Annotated in this window: 20 protein-coding genes; 12 read left to right on the top strand and 8 right to left on the bottom strand. The window is 38.7% G+C overall.

Annotation, left to right across the window (positions count from 1 at the left end; all coding sequences use genetic code 11):
* The first annotated feature begins 41 nt into the window (after window positions 1-41).
* The 5 genes from B3317_RS02845 to B3317_RS02825 all read left to right on the top strand — a co-directional run bounded on the left by B3317_RS02845 (window position 42) and on the right by B3317_RS02825 (window position 4,602).
* A complete protein-coding gene (locus B3317_RS02845; protein WP_291108426.1) occupies window positions 42-623 on the top strand; it encodes a PspC domain-containing protein in 582 nt (193 codons plus the stop codon).
* An 8-nt stretch (window positions 624-631) separates the two neighbouring features.
* Window positions 632-967, top strand: coding sequence for a PadR family transcriptional regulator (locus B3317_RS02840; protein WP_006798402.1), 336 nt, complete (start codon window positions 632-634; stop codon window positions 965-967).
* Window positions 968-979: 12 nt separating this feature from the next.
* Window positions 980-2,479 carry a PspC domain-containing protein gene (locus B3317_RS02835; RefSeq protein ID WP_291108423.1) on the top strand — a complete coding sequence of 500 codons (1,500 nt, stop codon included), beginning with the start codon at window positions 980-982 and terminating at the stop codon, window positions 2,477-2,479.
* Between the two features lie 185 nt (window positions 2,480-2,664).
* On the top strand, window positions 2,665-3,141 hold the full coding sequence (locus B3317_RS02830) for a hypothetical protein (RefSeq protein WP_291108421.1): 477 nt from the start codon (window positions 2,665-2,667) through the stop codon (window positions 3,139-3,141).
* 504 nt (window positions 3,142-3,645) lie between these two features.
* Window positions 3,646-4,602, top strand: coding sequence for a tetratricopeptide repeat protein (locus tag B3317_RS02825; RefSeq protein ID WP_291108419.1), 957 nt, complete (start codon window positions 3,646-3,648; stop codon window positions 4,600-4,602).
* A gap of 5 nt (window positions 4,603-4,607) precedes the next feature.
* Here the strand turns inward: B3317_RS02825 and B3317_RS02820 are convergent, their stop codons facing one another.
* Window positions 4,608-4,793, bottom strand: a complete 186-nt coding sequence (locus B3317_RS02820; RefSeq protein WP_291108417.1) for a DUF1287 domain-containing protein — start codon at window positions 4,791-4,793, stop codon at window positions 4,608-4,610.
* Window positions 4,794-4,823: 30 nt separating this feature from the next.
* The gene (locus tag B3317_RS02815; protein ID WP_291108415.1) at window positions 4,824-5,594 is read right to left on the bottom strand and encodes a hypothetical protein; all 771 of its coding nucleotides are present in this window, start codon (window positions 5,592-5,594) and stop codon (window positions 4,824-4,826) included.
* 87 nt (window positions 5,595-5,681) lie between these two features.
* Between B3317_RS02815 and B3317_RS02810 the strand changes: the two genes are divergently transcribed.
* Window positions 5,682-5,804 (top strand): hypothetical protein, encoded by a 123-nt coding sequence (locus B3317_RS02810; protein WP_291108413.1) that lies wholly within the window; start codon window positions 5,682-5,684, stop codon window positions 5,802-5,804.
* A gap of 391 nt (window positions 5,805-6,195) precedes the next feature.
* Window positions 6,196-6,918 (top strand): pirin family protein, encoded by a 723-nt coding sequence (locus B3317_RS02805; RefSeq protein ID WP_291108411.1) that lies wholly within the window; start codon window positions 6,196-6,198, stop codon window positions 6,916-6,918.
* A 61-nt stretch (window positions 6,919-6,979) separates the two neighbouring features.
* Here B3317_RS02805 and B3317_RS02800 read toward each other — a convergent pair whose 3' ends face one another.
* Window positions 6,980-7,804, bottom strand: coding sequence for an MBL fold metallo-hydrolase (locus tag B3317_RS02800; protein WP_291108409.1), 825 nt, complete (start codon window positions 7,802-7,804; stop codon window positions 6,980-6,982).
* A 370-nt stretch (window positions 7,805-8,174) separates the two neighbouring features.
* Here B3317_RS02800 and B3317_RS02795 point away from each other — a divergent pair, with 370 nt between their 5' ends.
* A complete protein-coding gene (locus tag B3317_RS02795; protein WP_291108407.1) occupies window positions 8,175-8,717 on the top strand; it encodes a DUF4924 family protein in 543 nt (180 codons plus the stop codon).
* Window positions 8,718-8,721: 4 nt separating this feature from the next.
* Here the strand turns inward: B3317_RS02795 and B3317_RS02790 are convergent, their stop codons facing one another.
* Both B3317_RS02790 and B3317_RS02785 read right to left on the bottom strand, forming a co-directional pair.
* Window positions 8,722-9,102, bottom strand: coding sequence for a hypothetical protein (locus tag B3317_RS02790; protein WP_291108405.1), 381 nt, complete (start codon window positions 9,100-9,102; stop codon window positions 8,722-8,724).
* Complete coding sequence (locus tag B3317_RS02785; protein WP_291108403.1) at window positions 9,099-9,653, bottom strand: RNA polymerase sigma factor; 555 nt, start codon at window positions 9,651-9,653, stop codon at window positions 9,099-9,101. Before B3317_RS02785 ends, B3317_RS02790 begins: the two co-directional genes overlap by 4 nt.
* Window positions 9,654-9,884: 231 nt before the next feature.
* Here B3317_RS02785 and B3317_RS02780 point away from each other — a divergent pair, with 231 nt between their 5' ends.
* The 3 genes from B3317_RS02780 (at window position 9,885) to B3317_RS02770 (ending at window position 13,495) form a co-directional block, all read left to right on the top strand.
* The gene (locus B3317_RS02780; RefSeq protein ID WP_291108401.1) at window positions 9,885-10,310 is read left to right on the top strand and encodes a DUF6249 domain-containing protein; all 426 of its coding nucleotides are present in this window, start codon (window positions 9,885-9,887) and stop codon (window positions 10,308-10,310) included.
* A 103-nt stretch (window positions 10,311-10,413) separates the two neighbouring features.
* Window positions 10,414-10,764 (top strand): hypothetical protein, encoded by a 351-nt coding sequence (locus B3317_RS02775; RefSeq protein WP_291108399.1) that lies wholly within the window; start codon window positions 10,414-10,416, stop codon window positions 10,762-10,764.
* A 220-nt stretch (window positions 10,765-10,984) separates the two neighbouring features.
* Window positions 10,985-13,495: an outer membrane beta-barrel family protein gene (locus tag B3317_RS02770; RefSeq protein ID WP_291108397.1), complete on the top strand. Its 2,511-nt coding sequence runs from the start codon at window positions 10,985-10,987 to the stop codon at window positions 13,493-13,495.
* Window positions 13,496-14,321: 826 nt separating this feature from the next.
* Here B3317_RS02770 and dprA read toward each other — a convergent pair.
* The 3 genes from dprA to B3317_RS02755 all read right to left on the bottom strand — a co-directional run bounded on the left by dprA (window position 14,322) and on the right by B3317_RS02755 (window position 17,510).
* Window positions 14,322-15,443: a DNA-processing protein DprA gene (gene dprA / locus B3317_RS02765; RefSeq protein ID WP_291108395.1), complete on the bottom strand. Its 1,122-nt coding sequence runs from the start codon at window positions 15,441-15,443 to the stop codon at window positions 14,322-14,324.
* A gap of 6 nt (window positions 15,444-15,449) precedes the next feature.
* Window positions 15,450-16,121, bottom strand: a complete 672-nt coding sequence (locus B3317_RS02760; RefSeq protein WP_291108394.1) for an ABC transporter ATP-binding protein — start codon at window positions 16,119-16,121, stop codon at window positions 15,450-15,452.
* A gap of 69 nt (window positions 16,122-16,190) precedes the next feature.
* Complete coding sequence (locus B3317_RS02755; RefSeq protein ID WP_291108392.1) at window positions 16,191-17,510, bottom strand: UDP-glucose dehydrogenase family protein; 1,320 nt, start codon at window positions 17,508-17,510, stop codon at window positions 16,191-16,193.
* A gap of 849 nt (window positions 17,511-18,359) precedes the next feature.
* Between B3317_RS02755 and rluF the strand changes: the two genes are divergently transcribed.
* Window positions 18,360-19,385 carry a 23S rRNA pseudouridine(2604) synthase RluF gene (rluF, locus tag B3317_RS02750; protein WP_291108390.1) on the top strand — a complete coding sequence of 342 codons (1,026 nt, stop codon included), beginning with the start codon at window positions 18,360-18,362 and terminating at the stop codon, window positions 19,383-19,385.
* Window positions 19,386-19,507: the final 122 nt, after the last annotated feature.

Below are 19,507 nucleotides of genomic sequence, written 5' to 3'. Positions count from 1 at the left end.
CAATGCATAGTATAATAAATGGCATAAAACAATAGTAGGTTATGAAAAAAGTTATAGAAGTTAGCATAGGAGGAATCAACTTCACAATGGAAGACGATGCCTATTACAGACTAAAAGAATACCTGAGACGTTTCGAGGAAACTATTTCCGACAAAAAAGAAGCGCGTGAAGTAATGGAAGATGTGGAAGCGCGTGTTGCCGAAATATTCCAGAAAGAAATGAAATTTTCGAATCAGGTGGTAGACATGAGGCTTGTACAAGTTGTCATTGACCACCTGGGCGAAGTGGAAACTAAAACCCAAAATGAAAATCAAAGTTCATCACAAAGCAACTACGATCCGGGAGAGGAATACACCAGGGGAAATAAAAAGTTTTATCGTGATATGGATGACAAAATGCTGGCTGGTGTATGTAGCGGAATTGCAACATATACAGGAGTAGATGTTACCATCATAAGACTAATATTTGTCGCACTGGCTTTTGCCTATGGCAGTGCCATTCTTGCTTATTTCATCCTGTGGATTGTATCACCGAGGGCCGAAACCATAGCGCAGAAGCTTGAACTAAGAGGGTACGCCCCGACAGCAGATAATATCAGAAAATTTACATCACAACGCAAATAATATACAATATGGAAACAATAAATGTAGACAACATAAAAGCCCAGATGCGCAAAGGAATACTGGAATACTGTATCCTCAGCATCCTGTCGAAAGGCGACGCTTATGTATCAGCCATTATCAACGAACTGAAAGAATCGGAAATGATCGTTGTGGAAGGAACACTTTACCCTCTGCTTACACGCCAGAAAAATCAGGGTTTGCTCAGTTATCGCTGGGAGGAATCAACACAGGGACCTCCGCGAAAATATTATACAATCACAGATAAAGGCCGTGCCGTATTAGATGAACTCGATACCGTATGGACAGATCTGGTCAGGGTTATAGACAATATCAGAAACAAATAAAACCTAAATACGATGAAACCAACTGTAAGAGTGAGCATAGGCGGATTGGCATTCAATCTTGAAGAAGATGCTTTCCATGTTCTCGACAGCTATCTGAAAGCTTTGAGAAGGCATTTCAGCGGAAATCCGGAAGCAGATGAGATTATTGCAGATATAGAGTCGCGCCTCAGCGAGTTACTGCAAATGAGAGTCAATGGAAGTGACGGCGTGGTATCGATAACCGATGCTCAGGAAATCACAAAGATAATGGGTAATCCGAAGGATTTCGATGAAACCGTATCCGGAGAAACGGAAGAAGGCATGCCTAAAAACGAACCCTACCATGATACTGAAAGCAGAGATGATTCTTATAATTTCTTTAAAAAGAAACTGTACAGGGATGAAAATAACAAGCTCATAGGCGGTGTATGTAGCGGCTTCGGTCATTATTTCAAAATCGACCCTACGGCAATACGAATCCTTTTAGCAGGCATCGTATTCCTATTCAGCTTCCTTTCGTTCAAGGTAGTAGGAACAATCATACTGGCATATATTGTACTATGGGTAGTCATGCCGGTGGCAAGGACATTCAATCAGAAATTATCCATGACCGGAGCCGACCCCTCGATTGAAAATATAGAGGATCGTTCACAGCCTTCTCCCAAGAAATATAAAGGAAGCGCTATAGGAACCATACTTAATGTATTAATAAACATTTTTGTAGGAATTATTGCCGTTGCCGTTTTTCTCACCATGCTGGGTATTATCACCACACTGGTATGGCTCTACATGGATACAGAATTATTTGGCCTGAACAATTATCTCGTCCTGCTCGGGTACAACTCAATCAATCTGAAAATAGCCTTCGTTCTGGCAACTTTAATTCCTATAGGAGCCTTATTCAGCCTGTTGCTAAAAATATTACGTCGCTCATCATTCACATCACAAACGCTGGTCAGTTTCATTATCGGACTGGTGATCTGGATAGGGGCAGTAGTATATATCAGCAACAAAAGCATCAAATTTGCCCAATTACACAAAGAGCGGGCAGAAGCGGTAGAGAATCTGCCTGTTAATACGAAATCCGACACCCTGATTATAAAGCTTGGGGATGAATACCTGACTGCAAATCCTCAACCGCAAAATCCGATTATGTTTTACAAGGGGGAAAGAATGAGGGACAGACAGGTATGTATCCTTCCATATGTAAAAGTCAGACAAGATACATCTTTGACGGATTACAAAGTGGAAATACTCAAAAAAGACTATGCCGACAACAAGATCACAGCAAAAAGAAAAGCTGAGGCATTACACCTGGATTATAATGTAACCGACTCACTGATTACCGTCAACCCGAAATGGTATAATAATAAGGATAAGTGGAACCTGGAATCATTTGAGATTATTGTTACAACTCCGAATAATAAGAAAGTGGTCATGGAAACACCCCTTAAAGAGTCCTATCATATCAATTCTATAAGATTCAACCGCTATGATTGCTTTGGTTATCATTATGATTTTGATTTTGATTGAGCTGCTCGACAAAATCCTCCGGTGAGATATTTTTTATTTCGATGATAAGCAGGATTTAGTTCCATCTGTTAAATCGGGCAAAAAGTGGAAATTTTTGTCCGATTTTCATTAAAAAAACACAACAAAATTCGAGTTTTCTCGTTTATAATATATAATTTTGTGAAATAACCTTAATTATTTGGGTTATGGAAGGTAAATATCTAGCGTACATTTTAATATCAATATTGACTCTGGGGTTTCTGCTATCGTCGTGCGACAGAGAAGACAATGCCTATACCAAAAGCATAGAAGGGCACTGGGTATATACAGAAACAAAGGCCGAAATATATGTCACTGAGCCTTCTCTAAAGAAGACAATAGAAGATTACATCAATGACAGAAACAAGGCTTATAAGGTAAGTTATGAGTTTAAAAATGATAAAACCTATTATTACTATAAAAACTATGCCGAACCACTAAAAGGCATATACAAAATAATAGATAAGAACTATTTTACAATGGATGATCTGCAAGGAGTAAAAACTCTTTCCTACAAAGACTCTGTTATTTATATAGTATCTGACATCAAAGACGAAGTAGCCCAGGAATTGAAAATAGACAAAAACAAGATACTGAAGGCCAATACCATGGATATTTTTGAACGTGGATTGTTTTCCCATTAATACCCTGAAAATATTTCCGGTTTATTACAAGATAAAAAAGGTTATAAACAGACCTCTTTTTCCTCTTCATGGTAAATACTTAAATAATTAAGTAACAATAAGACTTTTATTAAAAAATCACAAATAATATATCTGACGTAACACTTCCGTCTTTTTTACGTTAAATATATAAAGAGCATAATACACATATTACTTTTTATTTTAGATAAAAATAACACTACTAATCAGAAAGCATTTATCCGAGAGGATAGATGCTTTCACTTTTTATACATCCCCGTACAATAGTAAAAATCCGTATAATGAAATATTTGGCTCCACCGATCTTCAGTTCAAAGAGCGATTAGCTATCAGCGAATGGCTCACAGATTTATGGTATAGATAAAGTTTCTGAAATATCATTTATAGATACGATAATATCATTATTATCACATTATACATTTTTTTTAATATCTTTGTTCTGCAATATATCGGATAAGGCATGCTTATTAATTTCAGGTATGAGATATGATAAAGATAATAAACGCAACATTACAAATATTCTTAAAATCACGTTTGACTATCGCGATCCTTCTGTTTTCGGCATGTGTATCATCATGTGGGCTTTTCGATAAGGAAATTAAGCAGGACAAACATATAGCTGAATTCAGATACCGGATGAACCGGATTATGGACAGTCTGGATAATCACAAGGAACGCATAAAGGCCTTCGAGAAAATTATCGAACATATAGAGGCTGATGAAGACCTTATTACCCCCCGGAAAAAAAATATATTACTAATAGAAGGAAATACTTTCATTAGCAATGAATACCTCAGTCTGGAGAACTATAAAAAGGCAATTAAATACGCCAATATCATAATAGGGATAGACTCCACATCCCCCAAAGGATTCTATAACAGGGGTTGCATATACCAGATACTGGATGAGGACAGCTTAGCCATACTTGACTATAACAAAGCGCTAAAGCTAAACTCCGATTATTCAGATGCCTATTATAACCGCGGTATTATCTACGAAGAGTCAGGCAATTATGACAAAGCCCTGGAAGATTATAACAGAGCCATTAAACTGAATCCATCCTATATTATCGATATATATACTAACCGCGGAAATACTTATCTGGCTAAAGAAGCATATGATAAAGCCATCTCCGATTATGATAAAATATTAAGTATAGACTCCACCAATATAAAGGCATATAGCAACAGGGCCGGAGCGTATATAGTGCAAAAAGAATACGACAAGGCATTGATAGACTGCAATAAGGTCATAACCCTAGACTCTACAAATATAAATATTTACAAAAAGCGTGCATCGATCTTCGAAGCACAGAAAAAATACGGCGAGGCATTAGATGACTACGAAAAAATTCTTGCTCTTGACCCGCATAATAAGTTTGACACACACGAAACCGTAAGAAAAGCAATAAAAAAACTACGACCTCTCTCTAAGCGCAAATAATCCGGTTATTTATATCGGTAATGCCCTGTTATCTTAAAACTAAAGAGACAATCTTCCAAAATCTGGCCTCTCCCTATATTGTGAACAATCAGGGGGCGTTTACTATCTGAAGACATGCGGTCGGTAACTATTCCAATATGCGTGATACCTCCTCCCAGATCCCATGTAACTAAATGCTTTTTATATTTCATTATCAGGATAATCCATAGGAAGACTCAACCTTATTTAGTATAGAACACGGGTGCAAAGTAAGGCCTGTTCACCCATTTTCCGTTAAATGGATTCAGTTCGCGTATTACTCCGCCTTCAATTCCAATGTTTTTGGTTATTTTCACTTCTATAGTGCCTCCATAATAAGTTTGCGGATACATATTCATCAACGGCCCGGCTACTCCGTTACGATCTCCATTGACAGAATATCGTCCGTAACCGTTCAGGCGAATCCGGTCATGTAGAATAAATTTGACAGCACCATTAACACCCACATCGTTATAAGTAGCACCAAACAGATTATACTTTGCCCCGTAAGGTCCGGCCGAAACAACCAGCCAGTCGAGAGGCTGATAATTAAAATTCATTCCGACATTTCTTGTTGCCCCTACCAGAGGATATGTATTATAAGATGATGATGAAGATAACCACATCTGATCTGAAATAACCTGGCCTCCGTAAAAGCTAAAATCATTAGCGAACGGGAAACTTGTGAATGTATTGCTTTCGAGTGGAGGCCCCAGATAAACATCTAATGGGGGTAAACTTATGTCCGGCAGCTGGTACATTTCATCCTCATTTATCAGAGGATAATAAAGTGAGGCTTTTGTCTTAGCTTGATTAGTTGCATTCTGATTGTTAAGCTGCAAATAATTATCAAGCTTTTCATTCAGGTTCAGCGACTCTTTTTTCAAAGGAGGGAAACTATCTTTGGGCACTTCTGTCTGACTATACGCAGTAACTGAAATTGCCAGTAGTAATATAAAAACCAGTTTTTTCATAACCTTCCGTATTTAATTACTTTAACTGTAAAATTAATAATTTATTGTTGTTAAAAAAAGGCTATTTATTATTAAATATCATAGTACATGACAAAAAATCAGCAACCCAATCGTCGCATTGCGAGAACGGCCTTTGTTTCTAAGGCGGGCACCCAATCGGCAAGTGTAGGCGAAGAGCAAAATACGGTAGCTGCTATACAAACCGGATGATGAGCCGGTATTTATTTTGCTCCGCCGAAGCTGCGGTTTTGGGTCGCCGTGAAATGCAGCCTTGAGTTTTTGTAACTTTTTGGTCAAGCAAAAAGTTAATAAAATAATTTAATAACAAGGTATACAAAGCATTACGCAAATAATACAAAGAGAATAAGAAATTTTTACCATGTATTATGATTAAATATATGTTTTTCATATTTCCGGAAAATTCAAAAAGTGACAAAGGAAAATTTTCGCACACAAATATAAATATATCAATACATGTATATAATTTTTATTATTTTACAAATACATAAATAAGCCTTATCTTTGTAGTGTAAAAAAACATTTTACAATTTAAGATGTTTATATTCAAAAGATTTACACAATAAACAGAAAGGATCATTTTATGAAAACAACATTATACCGTGCATCTTCGAGAGGACATGCTTATCATGGATGGCTGGACACCTACCATACATTCAGTTTTGCTAATTATTACAATCCTGAACGGATCAATTTCGGTGCACTTCGTGTAGTGAACGACGATATAGTAAAAGGAGGTGAAGGCTTCGGCACACATCCCCACGACAATATGGAAATCGTATCCATACCCTTATACGGTGATCTTGAACATAAGGATAGTATGGGACATACCGAGGTTATACGCGCCGGAGAAGTACAGGTAATGAGTGCGGGAACAGGTATCACCCATAGCGAATATAATTCGAATGAGGACAAACCTGTCAATTTCTTTCAAATCTGGGTTTTCCCTGATAAGAGGAACGTAACACCACGCTACGACCAGAGGGCTTTTGACTACATACATAGCAAAAATCAGCTTGTACAGATAGTAGGGCCAAAGGATGACGCCAATAATAGAGGTTTGTGGATACACCAGAATGCCTGGTTCAATATCGGTACATTCGAAAAAGGAAAAGAGATTGAGTATAAAATAAAAGGAAAAGGCAACGGTGTTTTCGCTATGGTAGTAGAAGGTGAGTTCACAGTCGAAGGACAGAAGCTGCACCACCGCGACGGTTTTGGTATACAGGATACCGATACGGTTAAAATAACAGCCAATTCTGATAATGCACGCATCTTACTAATAGATGTGCCAATGGAATTTTAATGGTAGGTAATGTATAAGTAAGCGAGATGAATAGCCCGGAAATAAAACTCCGGGCTTTTTTTTATTTATCCTTATCCGACGCTATATAATCATCATTCAGCCTTTTTACCTTACTTGTCTTTACTTTCGCATCATGGCAATAGACCAGCGTATATCCTTTTTTTTCGGCATCAGCCAGAAACCGCTCTTTCTCAGACAATGATGTAAGCGCACAAATATCATAAGCCGAAATCCATTCCAGCGGCACATGAGCCGATGTCGGTACCAGATCGCCGGGAAAGGCATATACTCCGTCATCAGTATTGATACATACAACCAGCTGCCCTTCGCTATGTCCGTCGAAAAGTTGCAACTCAACCCCATCGCATAATAGCGTATCTTCATCTATTAAATGTAATTGCCCCGAATCGTATACAGGCAGGATATTATCTGCAAAAACAGAATCTTTCTCCAAACGGTTAGGCTTCAGGAAATTTGCCCATTGTTTACGGCTAAGCCAGTAACGTGCATTTGGAAAAGATGGGACAAGCCGTCCGCTCTCATTCTTACGGGTAGCGCCTCCGCAATGATCGAAATGAAGATGCGTAAGTACAACATCTGTTATTTCACCGGTCGTATATCCTAATTCTTTTACAGACTCGTCTGCACACTTCATATCATATGGACGGTAATAAGAGACCTTGTCGAGATGCTTATCTCCCATACCGGCGTCTATCAATATCCGGCGGTCAGCTGTGGTTGCCAATACACACCGCATAGCCAGCGGACACAGGTTATCTGCATCGACTGCATATTTTCGCAGCCATGCACGTTTAGGTATGGCTCCGAACATGGCCCCACCATCGGCCATAATGTATCCTGCTTCTATAATCTTTATATCAAACATATGCCTAAAGATATAAAAAAGAAAGAGACGGTTCTCACAACCACCTCTTCCAGACCTTAACACTAATATAAAACTAACATATACTATGATTAAAAAACAGGTAATAAAAAATCAACTAAACAATCTATCTAACACACTATGAAAAAAGTAAGAACCTGTTTTGTAGATAGAACACTGATTAAGATATCTTTGTTCAATCTTACTCTTATATATTTTATTTATTAAAGAATAAATCCTGTCTGCACACATATTTAGGCTATTTATTTAACATTCGCCATATATTATTTACCTTTGTACTGAATTCATAAAATTGAAAACTGCAATAATATCAGCACTCAATTCATAACTTATAATTCATAATTACCATACAATGCTTATAGCTAAAAAACTGAAAGAGGAAAATATAGGCGAATACCTTTTATATATGTGGCAGGTAGAAGATATGATACGTGCCAACGGACTCGATATAGACAAAATAGATGAACAGATTATATCCCGTTTCGGTCAGCCGGACCATGTAAAAAAAGAAATCAGGGAATGGTACCAAAACCTTATCGAGATGATGCGCCGGGAGAATGTTGCTGAAAAAGGGCACCTGATTATAAACAAAAATGTGATTTCGGAACTCACCGATCTGCATCTCCGCCTGTTGAAAGCACCGGGTGAAAGCGACTATTCGGCAACATATTACAAAACATTGCCATTCATTGTGGAATTGCGGTCTAAATCCCCTGACAAGACTATTCCGGAACTGGAAACATGCTTTGCAGCATTATACGGCTATTTGCTGATGAGATTACAGAAGAAGGAGATTTCAGGAGAAACGCAAGCCGCTATATCACAAATATCTTCATTCCTCCGCATCCTGTCGCAGAAATATAAGAGTGACAGGGATGGCAGTCTGGATATTTAGCAATCTAATCCTTCTGTTTTTTCTCCCATATACGCCGGCGGATCAGCGTGTCGCTGATTAAAAGCAGTAATACTACGAATGCTATAGAGATAATCAGCGGATCGAATTTCATCTCGGGCATAGTAAACGTCAAATCGATTTCTACCGGTTTCAGTTCCGGCTCGAATGCAAAACCTAATTTCCAGAAGATAAAAGCCGGAATACCGAGCATCCCCATAATGCCTCCGGCAATTGCCAAAATCGATTTAAGGCTTCTTCTTTTAGTTTGCTTTGCAGCGGCTATATGTATATGCTTCATCAAGTGGCTTTCGAAGTCTGCCGATGGTTCGTCTAATTTCACTTCCTGAAATAAACTCCTGAGCTTATCTTTTTCTTCTGCTTTCATAATCGTATGAGTTTATTTATTTCAAAGTTCATAAATTTTCTTATTCTGTGCAACTTTACTTTCACATTTGCGATGCTGTTGTTCGTTATATCACTTATCTGCTGTATGCTCTGATCGTTCAGATAAAACATCGAAATCAGCAAAGCATCGTCGGGAGGCAGCTTTTTAAGCACTATATCCAGACAATGTAATTTATCTTCAACACTTATTTCGTCAATTGTATCAGCTATCTCCGTGTCGGGCATATTGGCAAAATTATCTTCTATAGCCGTAAATTCATGTTTTCGCTTCCGCAACTCCGATATCGTTGTATTATAAGCAATGCGGTAAAGCCAGGTAGCAAATTCAGATTCTTCACGAAATTTATTCAGGGACTGAAATGCCTTGATAAATACTTCCTGCGTAATATCTTCAGCCTCTACCTTGCGGGAAACGATTTTGCTGACAATGGTAAATACCATTCTCTGATAGCGGCGTACTATATGCACGAAAGCATCAGTATGACCATCTTTGATCCGGCGTACATAATAAATGTCATCAAAATCTGCCATACCCGTATGACGCAACAAGGTTGAATAGGTTACAAATGTAAATGAAAATATTTCAGAAAAATATATTAAAGTTTATAGCCTCCATTCAAGTATAACAATTATTACCCAATATAATATTGAAATCCAACAGTAAATATTTTTTCATTTATTTTGTAACCTTTCTGTAACCCCTGCGTCAAAATGGACAAACAAACAAAAACAAAAATGTTTAACTTCTAAAAATAGAAAATTATGGAAATGATAGGAATTGTATGCGTAGTAGGCATAATCACTTATGGAGTCTACCGCTTATTCGAACTGTTTGCACGCCGCCGTGAACGTATGGCAATGATAGAAAAACTTTCGTCGGGTATAGATCCGCAGATATTAAATAATCCTCTGCATATACAGAAATACAGGGATATTATGGTTGGTTCATGGGCTATCCGCATCGGATTGCTGCTTGTGGGTGTGGGACTAGGCGTAGTGACCGCTACTGTTGTAGATCTCCTAGCTGTAGCGCCGGCTGACACCGACAGCAGAATATATCACGAGTTCAGGAATACCATATCAGTACTTTATCCTGCATGTGCAGCTGTTTTTGGTGGTATAGGGCTGGTTATAGCTTACTTTGTAGAGCAAAAGAGCGAGAAAAAATCGAAGAAAAATGATGAATAAGCTGAAAATTGAGTATCTAATGATATAATTCCAATATAACCGCTTGTTGCATTCAATCTTAACAAAGTAATAAACAGGTCTGCGACCTTAATATCTATTGACAATGAAAGATAGATTATCTCCGATATTATTCACTCTCATTATTCTGGCAATCGTTTTCGGCGCATGGTTTGCTGGAAACCGTCAGGGCTGGTTTATCCGCAAGACGTCAGATGACTTCAAAGTCTCCTTCAATAGAAATGATACCGTTATATGCATCCAATGCAAGATTCCCGGATATGGCATTACAGGTTGGAGTACAAGCAGGTACAATGATAATATACTGCATATCGACCTGAATGTATCCAGGGACTACCGGAACGATATGACATTTAAGATTGATACGGTAAACGTTCAGTATCTTGAACTTTACGGCAAAATGTATCCGGTCAAAGAACTACCTGCCTGTCAATAACATTTATAACTATATAATACTTAAAGCGCCAAACTTTGTTTACGGGCGCTTTTTTTATATAACAATTGCATTATTTTGTTAAAAAGAATAAAATAAACCGGCGCTTAGTGATAAAAATATAATTATTACGACAAATTCGTAGAAGGTGGATCGATAAGTAAAATCAATTTATATCTTAGCCACCCGGAAAAAGAACTAAAAAAACAATAAAAATCTTTGTATGAAAATCCGTATCTTGCTAATCGCCCTGTTTATCACAGGTTTTTCATTTGTTTCGGCACAAACGAATGCCCCGACTGCCAATATCGTAAATGTTCTTGTGAAAGGGCAACTGGTAGATTCCCTGACAAATGAGACAGTACCTTATGCCACAATTAAAATAACAGACAAAGGAACGACTCCCCAGCTGCTAAAAGCCGTAGCTACCGACGACAATGGAAAGTTCCAGTTGACTATGAACAAAAAAGGCGAGTATCTTTTCACGGCCGAATTTATTGGCAAAAAAACAGTTACAAAAACGATTGAGATTGGAAATGCAAAAACACTTGACCTCGGCACAATCCTTATGCCTGATGATGCCCAAGCTCTGTCAGAAGTGGTCATATCGGCTCAGAAACCATTGGTGAAGGTAGATCTGGATAAAATCACTTATAGCATGGAAGATGATCCGGAAGCTAAAACCAACAATGTATTGGATATGTTGAAGAAAGTACCTATGGTGACTGTCGACGGAGAAGAAAATATTCAGCTTAAAGGTTCTTCTAATTATAAAATATACCTCAACGGCAAACCATCGAATATGATAACAAGCAATCCGAAAGATGTGCTGCGCAGCATGCCGGCGAGCTCTATAAAGGATATAGAAGTTATCACTGATCCGGGGGCGAAATATGATGCGGAAGGCGTTGCAGGGATTATTAATATTATAACTCAGAAAAACTCTTCTATGGGTGGCTATACCGCTACATTAAACGGACGTGTAGATGATCTGGGCGGATTCGGAGGCGGCCTTTATTTGCAAATGAAATATGGGAAATTAGGATTTACAGGAGGGTATAATTATTATGAGTATAAGCGCCCATGGGGAAGCTCAAACTCATTTACAGAAGATTACACGAGCACCAATAATAAATACCTGTATCAGGACGGAGCCTCGAAAAACAATGGAAACGGCCAGTACGGAAATGGAGAGATAAGCATTGAACTGGACACTCTCAATCTCATCAATGTCGGTTTCAACCGATATTACGGGAATGGTAAATCCCAATCGGATCAAGTCGTGGAAATGCTGAATAAAGATCGTGATTCTCAATATAAATACAACAACGACAGTTATTCGAAGCAAAACTACGGAGGCACTGATATCAATGTCGATTACCAACGTACCTTTAACAAGAAAGATCAGCTACTGACCGCATCTTACAGGTTCAGCCTCAGTCCCAACGATCAGGAATCGAACAGCGATATAAATCTCATAAGCGGGACAAAACCAGCAACGGCGGTTACTAACCGTCAATATACTGATGCCGATATGAAAGAGCATACTTTCCAGGTAGACTTTGTCTCACCGTTCGGCAAAATACACAATCTTGAAGCAGGCGCTAAATATATCATACGACTCAACCAGAGTAACAGCGGCTATGATATCCTTAATGGATCAGGTCAATGGGTAAATGTGCCACAGACCTATGACGAATTCAGACACGAACAGGATATCCTTGCCGCTTATGGTGGTTATAGCGCTAAATTCCAGAAATGGGGAGTTAAAACAGGTCTGAGATACGAAGCTACTTGGTTGGACGCAAAGTTCCCCCAAAAAGACGATATGGACTTCAAAGTAGATTATTCCAATCTGGTTCCGTCTGCAACCCTTACATACCAAATAAAACCGGCGCAGAATATTCGCTTCGGATATAATATGCGTATACAGCGTCCGGGGATTTATCAACTGAATCCTTATGTAAATACAACAAATCCCAATTATATCCAGCAAGGGAACCCAGCACTGGATGCCGTAAAGAATCATAACTTCAGTTTAAATTTTGGTTCATTTAGCCAAAAGTTAAATTTCAATGCAAATCTGTCTTATGATTTCGAAGACAACGGCATTGAGAATATTACTACACGCGAAGATGGAGTTTCTACAACAACCTATGAAAACATAGGCGAACGAAAAAATCTTGGTTTGTCGGCTTATGTGAATTGGAGTCCGAATGACAAGATCCGTATATACAGTAACATGTCGGGCAGGTATGTAGATATAAAATCGAACAGGACCTCTATTCTCAATGAAAAAACAAGCAATAACGGTTTTGCAGGTAATATATTCGCCGGAGGACAATACTCATTCCCTCAAAACTTTAAAGCTTATTTAAACACCGGATTTTTTAGCCGTCAAATAAACCTGCAAGGTGAAGGCCCGTCTTTCTTCTTTCACAGCATTTCCTTCTCGAAAGGATTTATGCAAGATAGATTGCAATTCCGTGCCTATGCACAAAATCCATTTAAGAAAGACAATGAGTTCAAAACTAAAACCATCACAGATACATTCCATACAGAGTCAATAATGAAGGGCAGGATGCGCCAGTTTGGAATATCGGTTTCGTTCCGTTTCGGGGAGATGAAAGCCCAGATAAAAAAAGCTCAACGAAGCATCAATAATGATGACAACATGGGCGGTGAACAAGGTAATCAGGGTGGTCAAGGCGGACAAGGCGGCGGTCAGAACTAATCAAAAATCTTAATAATACAGATCAGGGGTTCTTCAGGTTCGGAGAACCTCTTTTTATTTTATGGCAAATTATGCGAATCGAGGGTTAGAACCACATAAATTCAGTTTTTTATATTTAGCGGTGTAAATAAAAAGTAACATCTTTATATCTGACATCTCCTCAACTTTAACAACATATCTGCCATAAACGATATAAAATTAACCTGTATTTACATTACATAGTTAAAAAGTAACAGAAGTAACACATGTTTCAGCTTTTAGCTGATAGCTATTAGCCGTTAGACTTTTAGTCTTGTAACTACCCGAAGGGCGCAGTAACTTGTAACTATTAAAAAGGTAACAAAGGTAACACAAATCAATATGCCGATTGACTAATATACCAATATGTCAATGGCGCGAAGCGACTTTACAGTTAACAGTTAACAACTCGTAACCCGTAATTGCCCAAAGGGCGAAATAACTCGTAGCTATTAAAAAGGTAACAAAGGTAACAACTTTTCCAGCTTTTTTATTTTTCATTCTTCTTTCGTTTCCCCCTTCGGAGACCATGGAGCTTATTCAATACTTCAAAGAACTATAAGCTAATGGCTGATAGCTTACTCTATAGATAAAATCTTTGATAAATTATACTAAAAAAGCAGAACCAAAGCCCTGCCGAATATTTATACCTACCATTAACCCGCATTTCCCATCGTTATAGTGTACCGTATTACACGATAAAAGTATTAATTATTTGTAAAATTCAAAGTAATTTTACCGTTTTACTATAAACTTGTATGTAATAACCTAAATACGGAACGGGGGCGATAATATTCGTCCCTTTTATTTAGGTTAGGGCATACATATTCCCCGGCAGGTTCTTTATCAGGCCTTTCATTTCCAACTCCAGAAGAGTGGTAAATAATTGATAAGCCGGAATGTTCAGTTCTCTGGCCAGCTGGTCTATATGAAGTGATTCTATTGTAGCCAGCTTATCCGTAACAACCTGTTCTTCATCTGTCAGAACGACAAATAAGTCTTGCTGACGCGGCATTTTCTTCTTTTTCTGCGATTCATCGTCCCAACCCATTTGCTGAAGAAAGTATTCTGTCGATTGGAACAAATCCGCTTTATGCGAAGCTATCAGCTTATTGCATCCACGCGAATACCTGTCCGACATCCGGCCGGGCACAGCGAATATATCTTTACAGTATGAGCCGGCAATCTCAGCAGTTATCAGCGAACCTCCTTTTTCGTCCGATTCCACGACTATAACAGCATCAGCCATACCTGCCACAATACGGTTGCGGCGAACAAAGTTATAACGATCCGGTTCAGTCTTGCTCGGGAAATCGGAAAGCAGTCCTCCTTTTTCCAACATCTCTACCGCGGTTTGCCTGTGTACAGCCGGATAAATCATATCCAGACCATGCGCCAGCACTCCCACCGTGGACAGATTATATTTGAGAGCCGCCCTGTGGGCATGTATATCTATCCCATAAGCAAGTCCGCTAACAATAAGTGTATCGGGTAATACTGCGGATACTTTCTCTAAAAATGTATCGCAAAAGCTATTACCATAATTCGTTGAGTTGCGGGTACCGACAATACTTATTATCTTATCTGCATTAAAATCAGCTTTTCCTTTGAAATAAAAGAGTACCGGAGCATCAGCGCAATCTTTCAGACGATGGGGATAATACCTATCACTGATAAAGTAGGTAGAAATATCATTCTTTTCTACAAATTCCAGCTCTTTCTCCGCTTTATCCAGTACTTCGGGATTTAATATCTCCCCTACAAGTTTGGACGAAAGCCCCTGAATACTTAACAACGATTTTCTGCCCGACCTGAATATTTCTTCTTCATCACCAACTACCTGCAACAGATTACGCGCGGTAATATCCCCTACTCCCAATATTCGGGTAAGGGCAATCTGATAAAGACGTTTATCAGCAGATATACTCATTTATATTTATAATATTACAGGCTGATTTTCCAATATTATACCATCTTTCATATGAATGGTACGGTCTGTTATAGAAGCCAGGTGTTCATCGTGGGTCACAATAACGAAAGTCTGACCAAGTGTATCACGCAGTTTAAAAAACAGTTGGTGTAGTTCGTCTTTATTCTCAGTGTCAAGACTACCTGACGGCTCATCCGCAAGTATCACCGCCGGATCGTTAATCAGCGCACGCGCAACGGCTACCCGTTGTTTTTCCCCTCCCGACAGCTCATTTGGTTTATGCTCCGTACGGGACGATAAACCGAGCATATCAAGAAGTTCTTTCGCCTTGGCTTTGGCCTGCGATTCTTTTACTTTACCGATAAGAGCCGGGATCATTACATTTTCCAATGCTGTAAATTCCGGTAATAGCTGGTGAAACTGAAATACAAATCCGATATTCTTGTTACGGAAATCCGAAAGACGGGAATCATTCAGCCTGCTCAGGTTCTCATTATTAATATAAACAGTTCCGCTATCGGCTTTATCCAGTGTTCCCATGATTTGCAACAGAGTAGTTTTGCCTGCACCACTTGCTCCCACTATAGAGATTATCTCACCTTTTTCTACACGCAAGTCTATCCCTTTCAATACTTTCAGAGAGCCAAAGCTTTTAGTAATTCCTTCTACTGCAATCATTTTATCTCGAATTTGCTAATTTCCGAAACAACGTTCGGCGGAGCCAATTTGCTAATCTGCTTATTATAATCAGATGCCTATCCCGAAATAATCGAAACCGGCATCGTTCATTTCCTGTTTATTATAAATATTACGCCCGTCAAAAACAACAGGTTTATTCATCGTTTTTTTAATCACTTCCCATGTCGGCAAACGGAATTCGTTCCATTCTGTTACCATCAGTATAGCATCAGCATCAAGCGTTGCATCATAAATATCTTTTGCATACACGATAGTATCACCGAGCCTCTGATGTTTCGCTTCCTCCATCGCCACCGGATCATATGCCCTTATTTTACCTCCTGCTTTTAATATCTTATCTATCAAGACAAGAGACGGAGCTTCGCGCATATCATCTGTTTTTGGTTTAAATGCTAATCCCCATACAGCGATAGTTTTCCCTTTGATATCCCCATTGTAATATTTCATTAGTTTATCAAAAAGAATATTTTTCTGACGTTCATTCACATTTTCTACAGCTTCAAGTATTTCCATTTTATACCCGAGCTTATTAGCTGTTTTAATAATCGCTTTTACATCCTTAGGGAAACAACTGCCCCCGTATCCACAACCGGAATATAAGAATTTAGAACCGATACGGGCATCTGAACCGATACCCTTACGTACCATATTTACATCCGCGCCTACAATTTCGCAAAGATTCGCTATATCGTTCATAAAACTGATGCGCGTGGCAAGCATGGCGTTAGCTGCGTACTTAATCATCTCCGCGGAAGGAATATCTGTATAGATAATACGGTAGTTATTCAATGTGAATGGCTTATATAGTTTCTCCATCAATTTCCGCGCTTCTTCCGACTCTACACCCACAACCACCCGGTCGGGCTGCATAAAGTCTGTAATAGCGGCTCCTTCTTTCAGAAACTCGGGATTAGAAGCCACATCAAATTTCAAATCGGACAAACCTCTTTTATCCAATTCTTCCTGTATAGTCTTTTTTACCAATTTAGCTGTACCCACAGGTACAGTACTTTTGGTAACGATCACCATATATTTATTCAGATTCTCACCTACTGTACGGGCTACATCGAGTACATATTTGAGATCGGCACTACCATCTTCGTCAGGAGGTGTACCCACTGCTGAAAACACAATATCAACATCATTAATTATAGAGCTCAGGTCGGTAGTGAATTGCAAGCGTCCTGCTTTATGATTACGTTCCACCATTTCATCCAGTCCGGGTTCGAAAATAGGTATAATGCCGTTCTTCAGATTATCTATTTTCTTCTGGTCTATATCCACACAATAAACTTCTGTTCCCATTTCAGCAAAACAAGTTCCTGTAACAAGACCCACATACCCCGTACCTACAATTGCTATTTTCATTAATGATATTTTTTTACTTCTGTTTTATAAATACTTGTGATAATATACAAACTTAACCGGTTTGATTTTCTGGCACAAAGATAATATATTTTTAGTAAATCCGTACGCATAATGATTAATGTACAAATTCAATTAGCCAATCAGCTAATTTATATTATGCCCACTTGTAACTTTCCCAAAAAGGTAACAAAGGTTACTTATTTCAATTAACAGTTAGCAGTCATCAGTTAACAACTAGCACTCCATGTCTTATCTACTTGTAACTCGTAACTATTAAAAAAGTAACAAAGGTAACACTCTTTACAGTCAACAGTTATCAGTCAACAACTGGTAAGATATAAAACCTTTGCGTCTTTGCGTGAAACAAAATAAACAGGCAGCCTTTCCCGCAACTTGTAACTACCCGCAGGGCGAAGCAATCCGTAACTATTTCAAAAAAGTTACAAAAGTTACACTTTTTCCACTATTTTTTATCTGTTACTTTTTTCCCTCTCTGTAAGTCCACCTTGGGTCTGTCATCCTGAGTGGAACGAAGGATCTCTTTCGATTAAAGAGATGTTTCACTTCGTTCAACATGACAAAGAGGATATAAGAACTCCGCTCGCGCAGACGTCCTGTCTGTGTGTTGCGTAGCAAACGTTTTTGCCCTGTCAGCAAGACACGGACGGAGGCCTAATCATTTTCTCAAAGAACTACAAGTTAACTGCCAATGGCTAATAGCTACATATATAGATAAAATTTCCAAATACTGATTCACATTATCAATGAATATTCCATCAAACAGAAATAAACAAAAACAAATTAATTATCTTTGCGCGAAATCATTACCCTACATCACATACATTCGAGATGGAATACAGACTAAATAAATATATCAGCAACTCCGGATTTTGTTCCAGACGTGAAGCCGACCGCTTTATAGAAGAGGGCCGTGTGACTATCAACGGCAAACGCGCCCAAGTGGGAATGCGGGTTCTTCCGGGACAAAAAGTAAAAGTAAACGGAGAACTTATCATAAATAAAATCGAGCCGGTATACATTGCTTTCAACAAGCCGGTAGGCATCGTCAGCACTACCGATCCGCAGGAAAAAGATAATATTATCAATTTCATACGGCACGAACAACGGATATTTCCTATCGGACGACTGGATAAAGATTCCCAGGGACTAATCCTCTTAACCAATGATGGCGACATTGTAAATAAAATATTACGGGCAGGCAACAATCACAAAAAAGATTACCTTGTAAAAGTAAACCGCCCTATTACAAAAGACTTCCTTACGCGCATGGCACAGGGTGTTCCTATACTGGATCGCGTTACCCGTCGATGCGAAATTGTAGAGATAAACCCCTATATGTTCCGTATATCGCTTATACAAGGGCTGAACAGGCAAATCAGACGTATGTGTGAATATTTCGACTATGAAGTTCTTAAACTCGAACGCATACAGATAATGAATATCAAACTCGGCGATCTGGGACAGGGAAACTGGCGCAACCTGACACACGCCGAACTGGAAGGACTTTTCGATATGCTGGAAAATTCTGAAAAAACGCAGACAAACAAGGCTTCGAGCAATAAAACTTTTAATAAGGCTCTTGAAGAGTTTGATATAAAAACCGACTATAGAAAAGCCAGCATCGCTGCAAAATATGGAAAAACTAATAAAACGGATAGCACGAATAAGAAGTCTTCGAATACCTCTGCACCATCCTCCGACGAAAATGAACATAAGGCAAAACCGAAACGAAAAGGCAAACCTGCCAGCGGGTTACGCGTAGGCAAGCAAAAGGTGGCTGCCAATAAGCCTAAAGGCGGTTCAAAGCCAAAGCCTAAAGCGAAAAATCAATCCAAAAAGAAGCCTCTTAACTAGGCTTATTTTCTTTAACGATAAAATTATAAGCAGTAATTATTGTCGAATTTAGGGGCGAATATCTATTTGCCCCTAAATTCTATCGCTCCCTCAAATATTATATTGATTTTCATTTGCTATTT

It is taken from the genome of Dysgonomonas sp. UBA7710 (genome assembly GCF_002482385.1).
Taxonomy (GTDB): domain Bacteria; phylum Bacteroidota; class Bacteroidia; order Bacteroidales; family Dysgonomonadaceae; genus Dysgonomonas.
Note: the sequence above shows the minus strand (reverse complement) of the source record. Positions and strands in the feature narration are given on the sequence as shown.

Coding starts and splice junctions, on each gene's coding strand:
- B3317_RS02820 (WP_291108417.1), bottom strand. CDS start 4,793: ATGAAATATAAAAAGCATTTAGTTACATGGGATCTGGGAGGAGGTATC.
- B3317_RS02755 (WP_291108392.1), bottom strand. CDS start 17,510: ATGAAAATAGCAATTGTAGGTACGGGGTATGTGGGTCTTGTTACAGGA.
- B3317_RS02795 (WP_291108407.1), top strand. CDS start 8,175: ATGCTTATAGCTAAAAAACTGAAAGAGGAAAATATAGGCGAATACCTT.
- B3317_RS02805 (WP_291108411.1), top strand. CDS start 6,196: ATGAAAACAACATTATACCGTGCATCTTCGAGAGGACATGCTTATCAT.
- B3317_RS02780 (WP_291108401.1), top strand. CDS start 9,885: ATGGAAATGATAGGAATTGTATGCGTAGTAGGCATAATCACTTATGGA.
- dprA (WP_291108395.1), bottom strand. CDS start 15,443: ATGAGTATATCTGCTGATAAACGTCTTTATCAGATTGCCCTTACCCGA.
- B3317_RS02760 (WP_291108394.1), bottom strand. CDS start 16,121: ATGATTGCAGTAGAAGGAATTACTAAAAGCTTTGGCTCTCTGAAAGTA.
- B3317_RS02835 (WP_291108423.1), top strand. CDS start 980: ATGAAACCAACTGTAAGAGTGAGCATAGGCGGATTGGCATTCAATCTT.
- B3317_RS02790 (WP_291108405.1), bottom strand. CDS start 9,102: ATGAAAGCAGAAGAAAAAGATAAGCTCAGGAGTTTATTTCAGGAAGTG.
- B3317_RS02830 (WP_291108421.1), top strand. CDS start 2,665: ATGGAAGGTAAATATCTAGCGTACATTTTAATATCAATATTGACTCTG.
- B3317_RS02825 (WP_291108419.1), top strand. CDS start 3,646: ATGATAAAGATAATAAACGCAACATTACAAATATTCTTAAAATCACGT.
- B3317_RS02845 (WP_291108426.1), top strand. CDS start 42: ATGAAAAAAGTTATAGAAGTTAGCATAGGAGGAATCAACTTCACAATG.
- B3317_RS02775 (WP_291108399.1), top strand. CDS start 10,414: ATGAAAGATAGATTATCTCCGATATTATTCACTCTCATTATTCTGGCA.
- B3317_RS02840 (WP_006798402.1), top strand. CDS start 632: ATGGAAACAATAAATGTAGACAACATAAAAGCCCAGATGCGCAAAGGA.
- B3317_RS02785 (WP_291108403.1), bottom strand. CDS start 9,653: ATGGCAGATTTTGATGACATTTATTATGTACGCCGGATCAAAGATGGT.
- B3317_RS02815 (WP_291108415.1), bottom strand. CDS start 5,594: ATGAAAAAACTGGTTTTTATATTACTACTGGCAATTTCAGTTACTGCG.
- B3317_RS02800 (WP_291108409.1), bottom strand. CDS start 7,804: ATGTTTGATATAAAGATTATAGAAGCAGGATACATTATGGCCGATGGT.
- B3317_RS02770 (WP_291108397.1), top strand. CDS start 10,985: ATGAAAATCCGTATCTTGCTAATCGCCCTGTTTATCACAGGTTTTTCA.
- rluF (WP_291108390.1), top strand. CDS start 18,360: ATGGAATACAGACTAAATAAATATATCAGCAACTCCGGATTTTGTTCC.
- B3317_RS02810 (WP_291108413.1), top strand. CDS start 5,682: ATGACAAAAAATCAGCAACCCAATCGTCGCATTGCGAGAACGGCCTTT.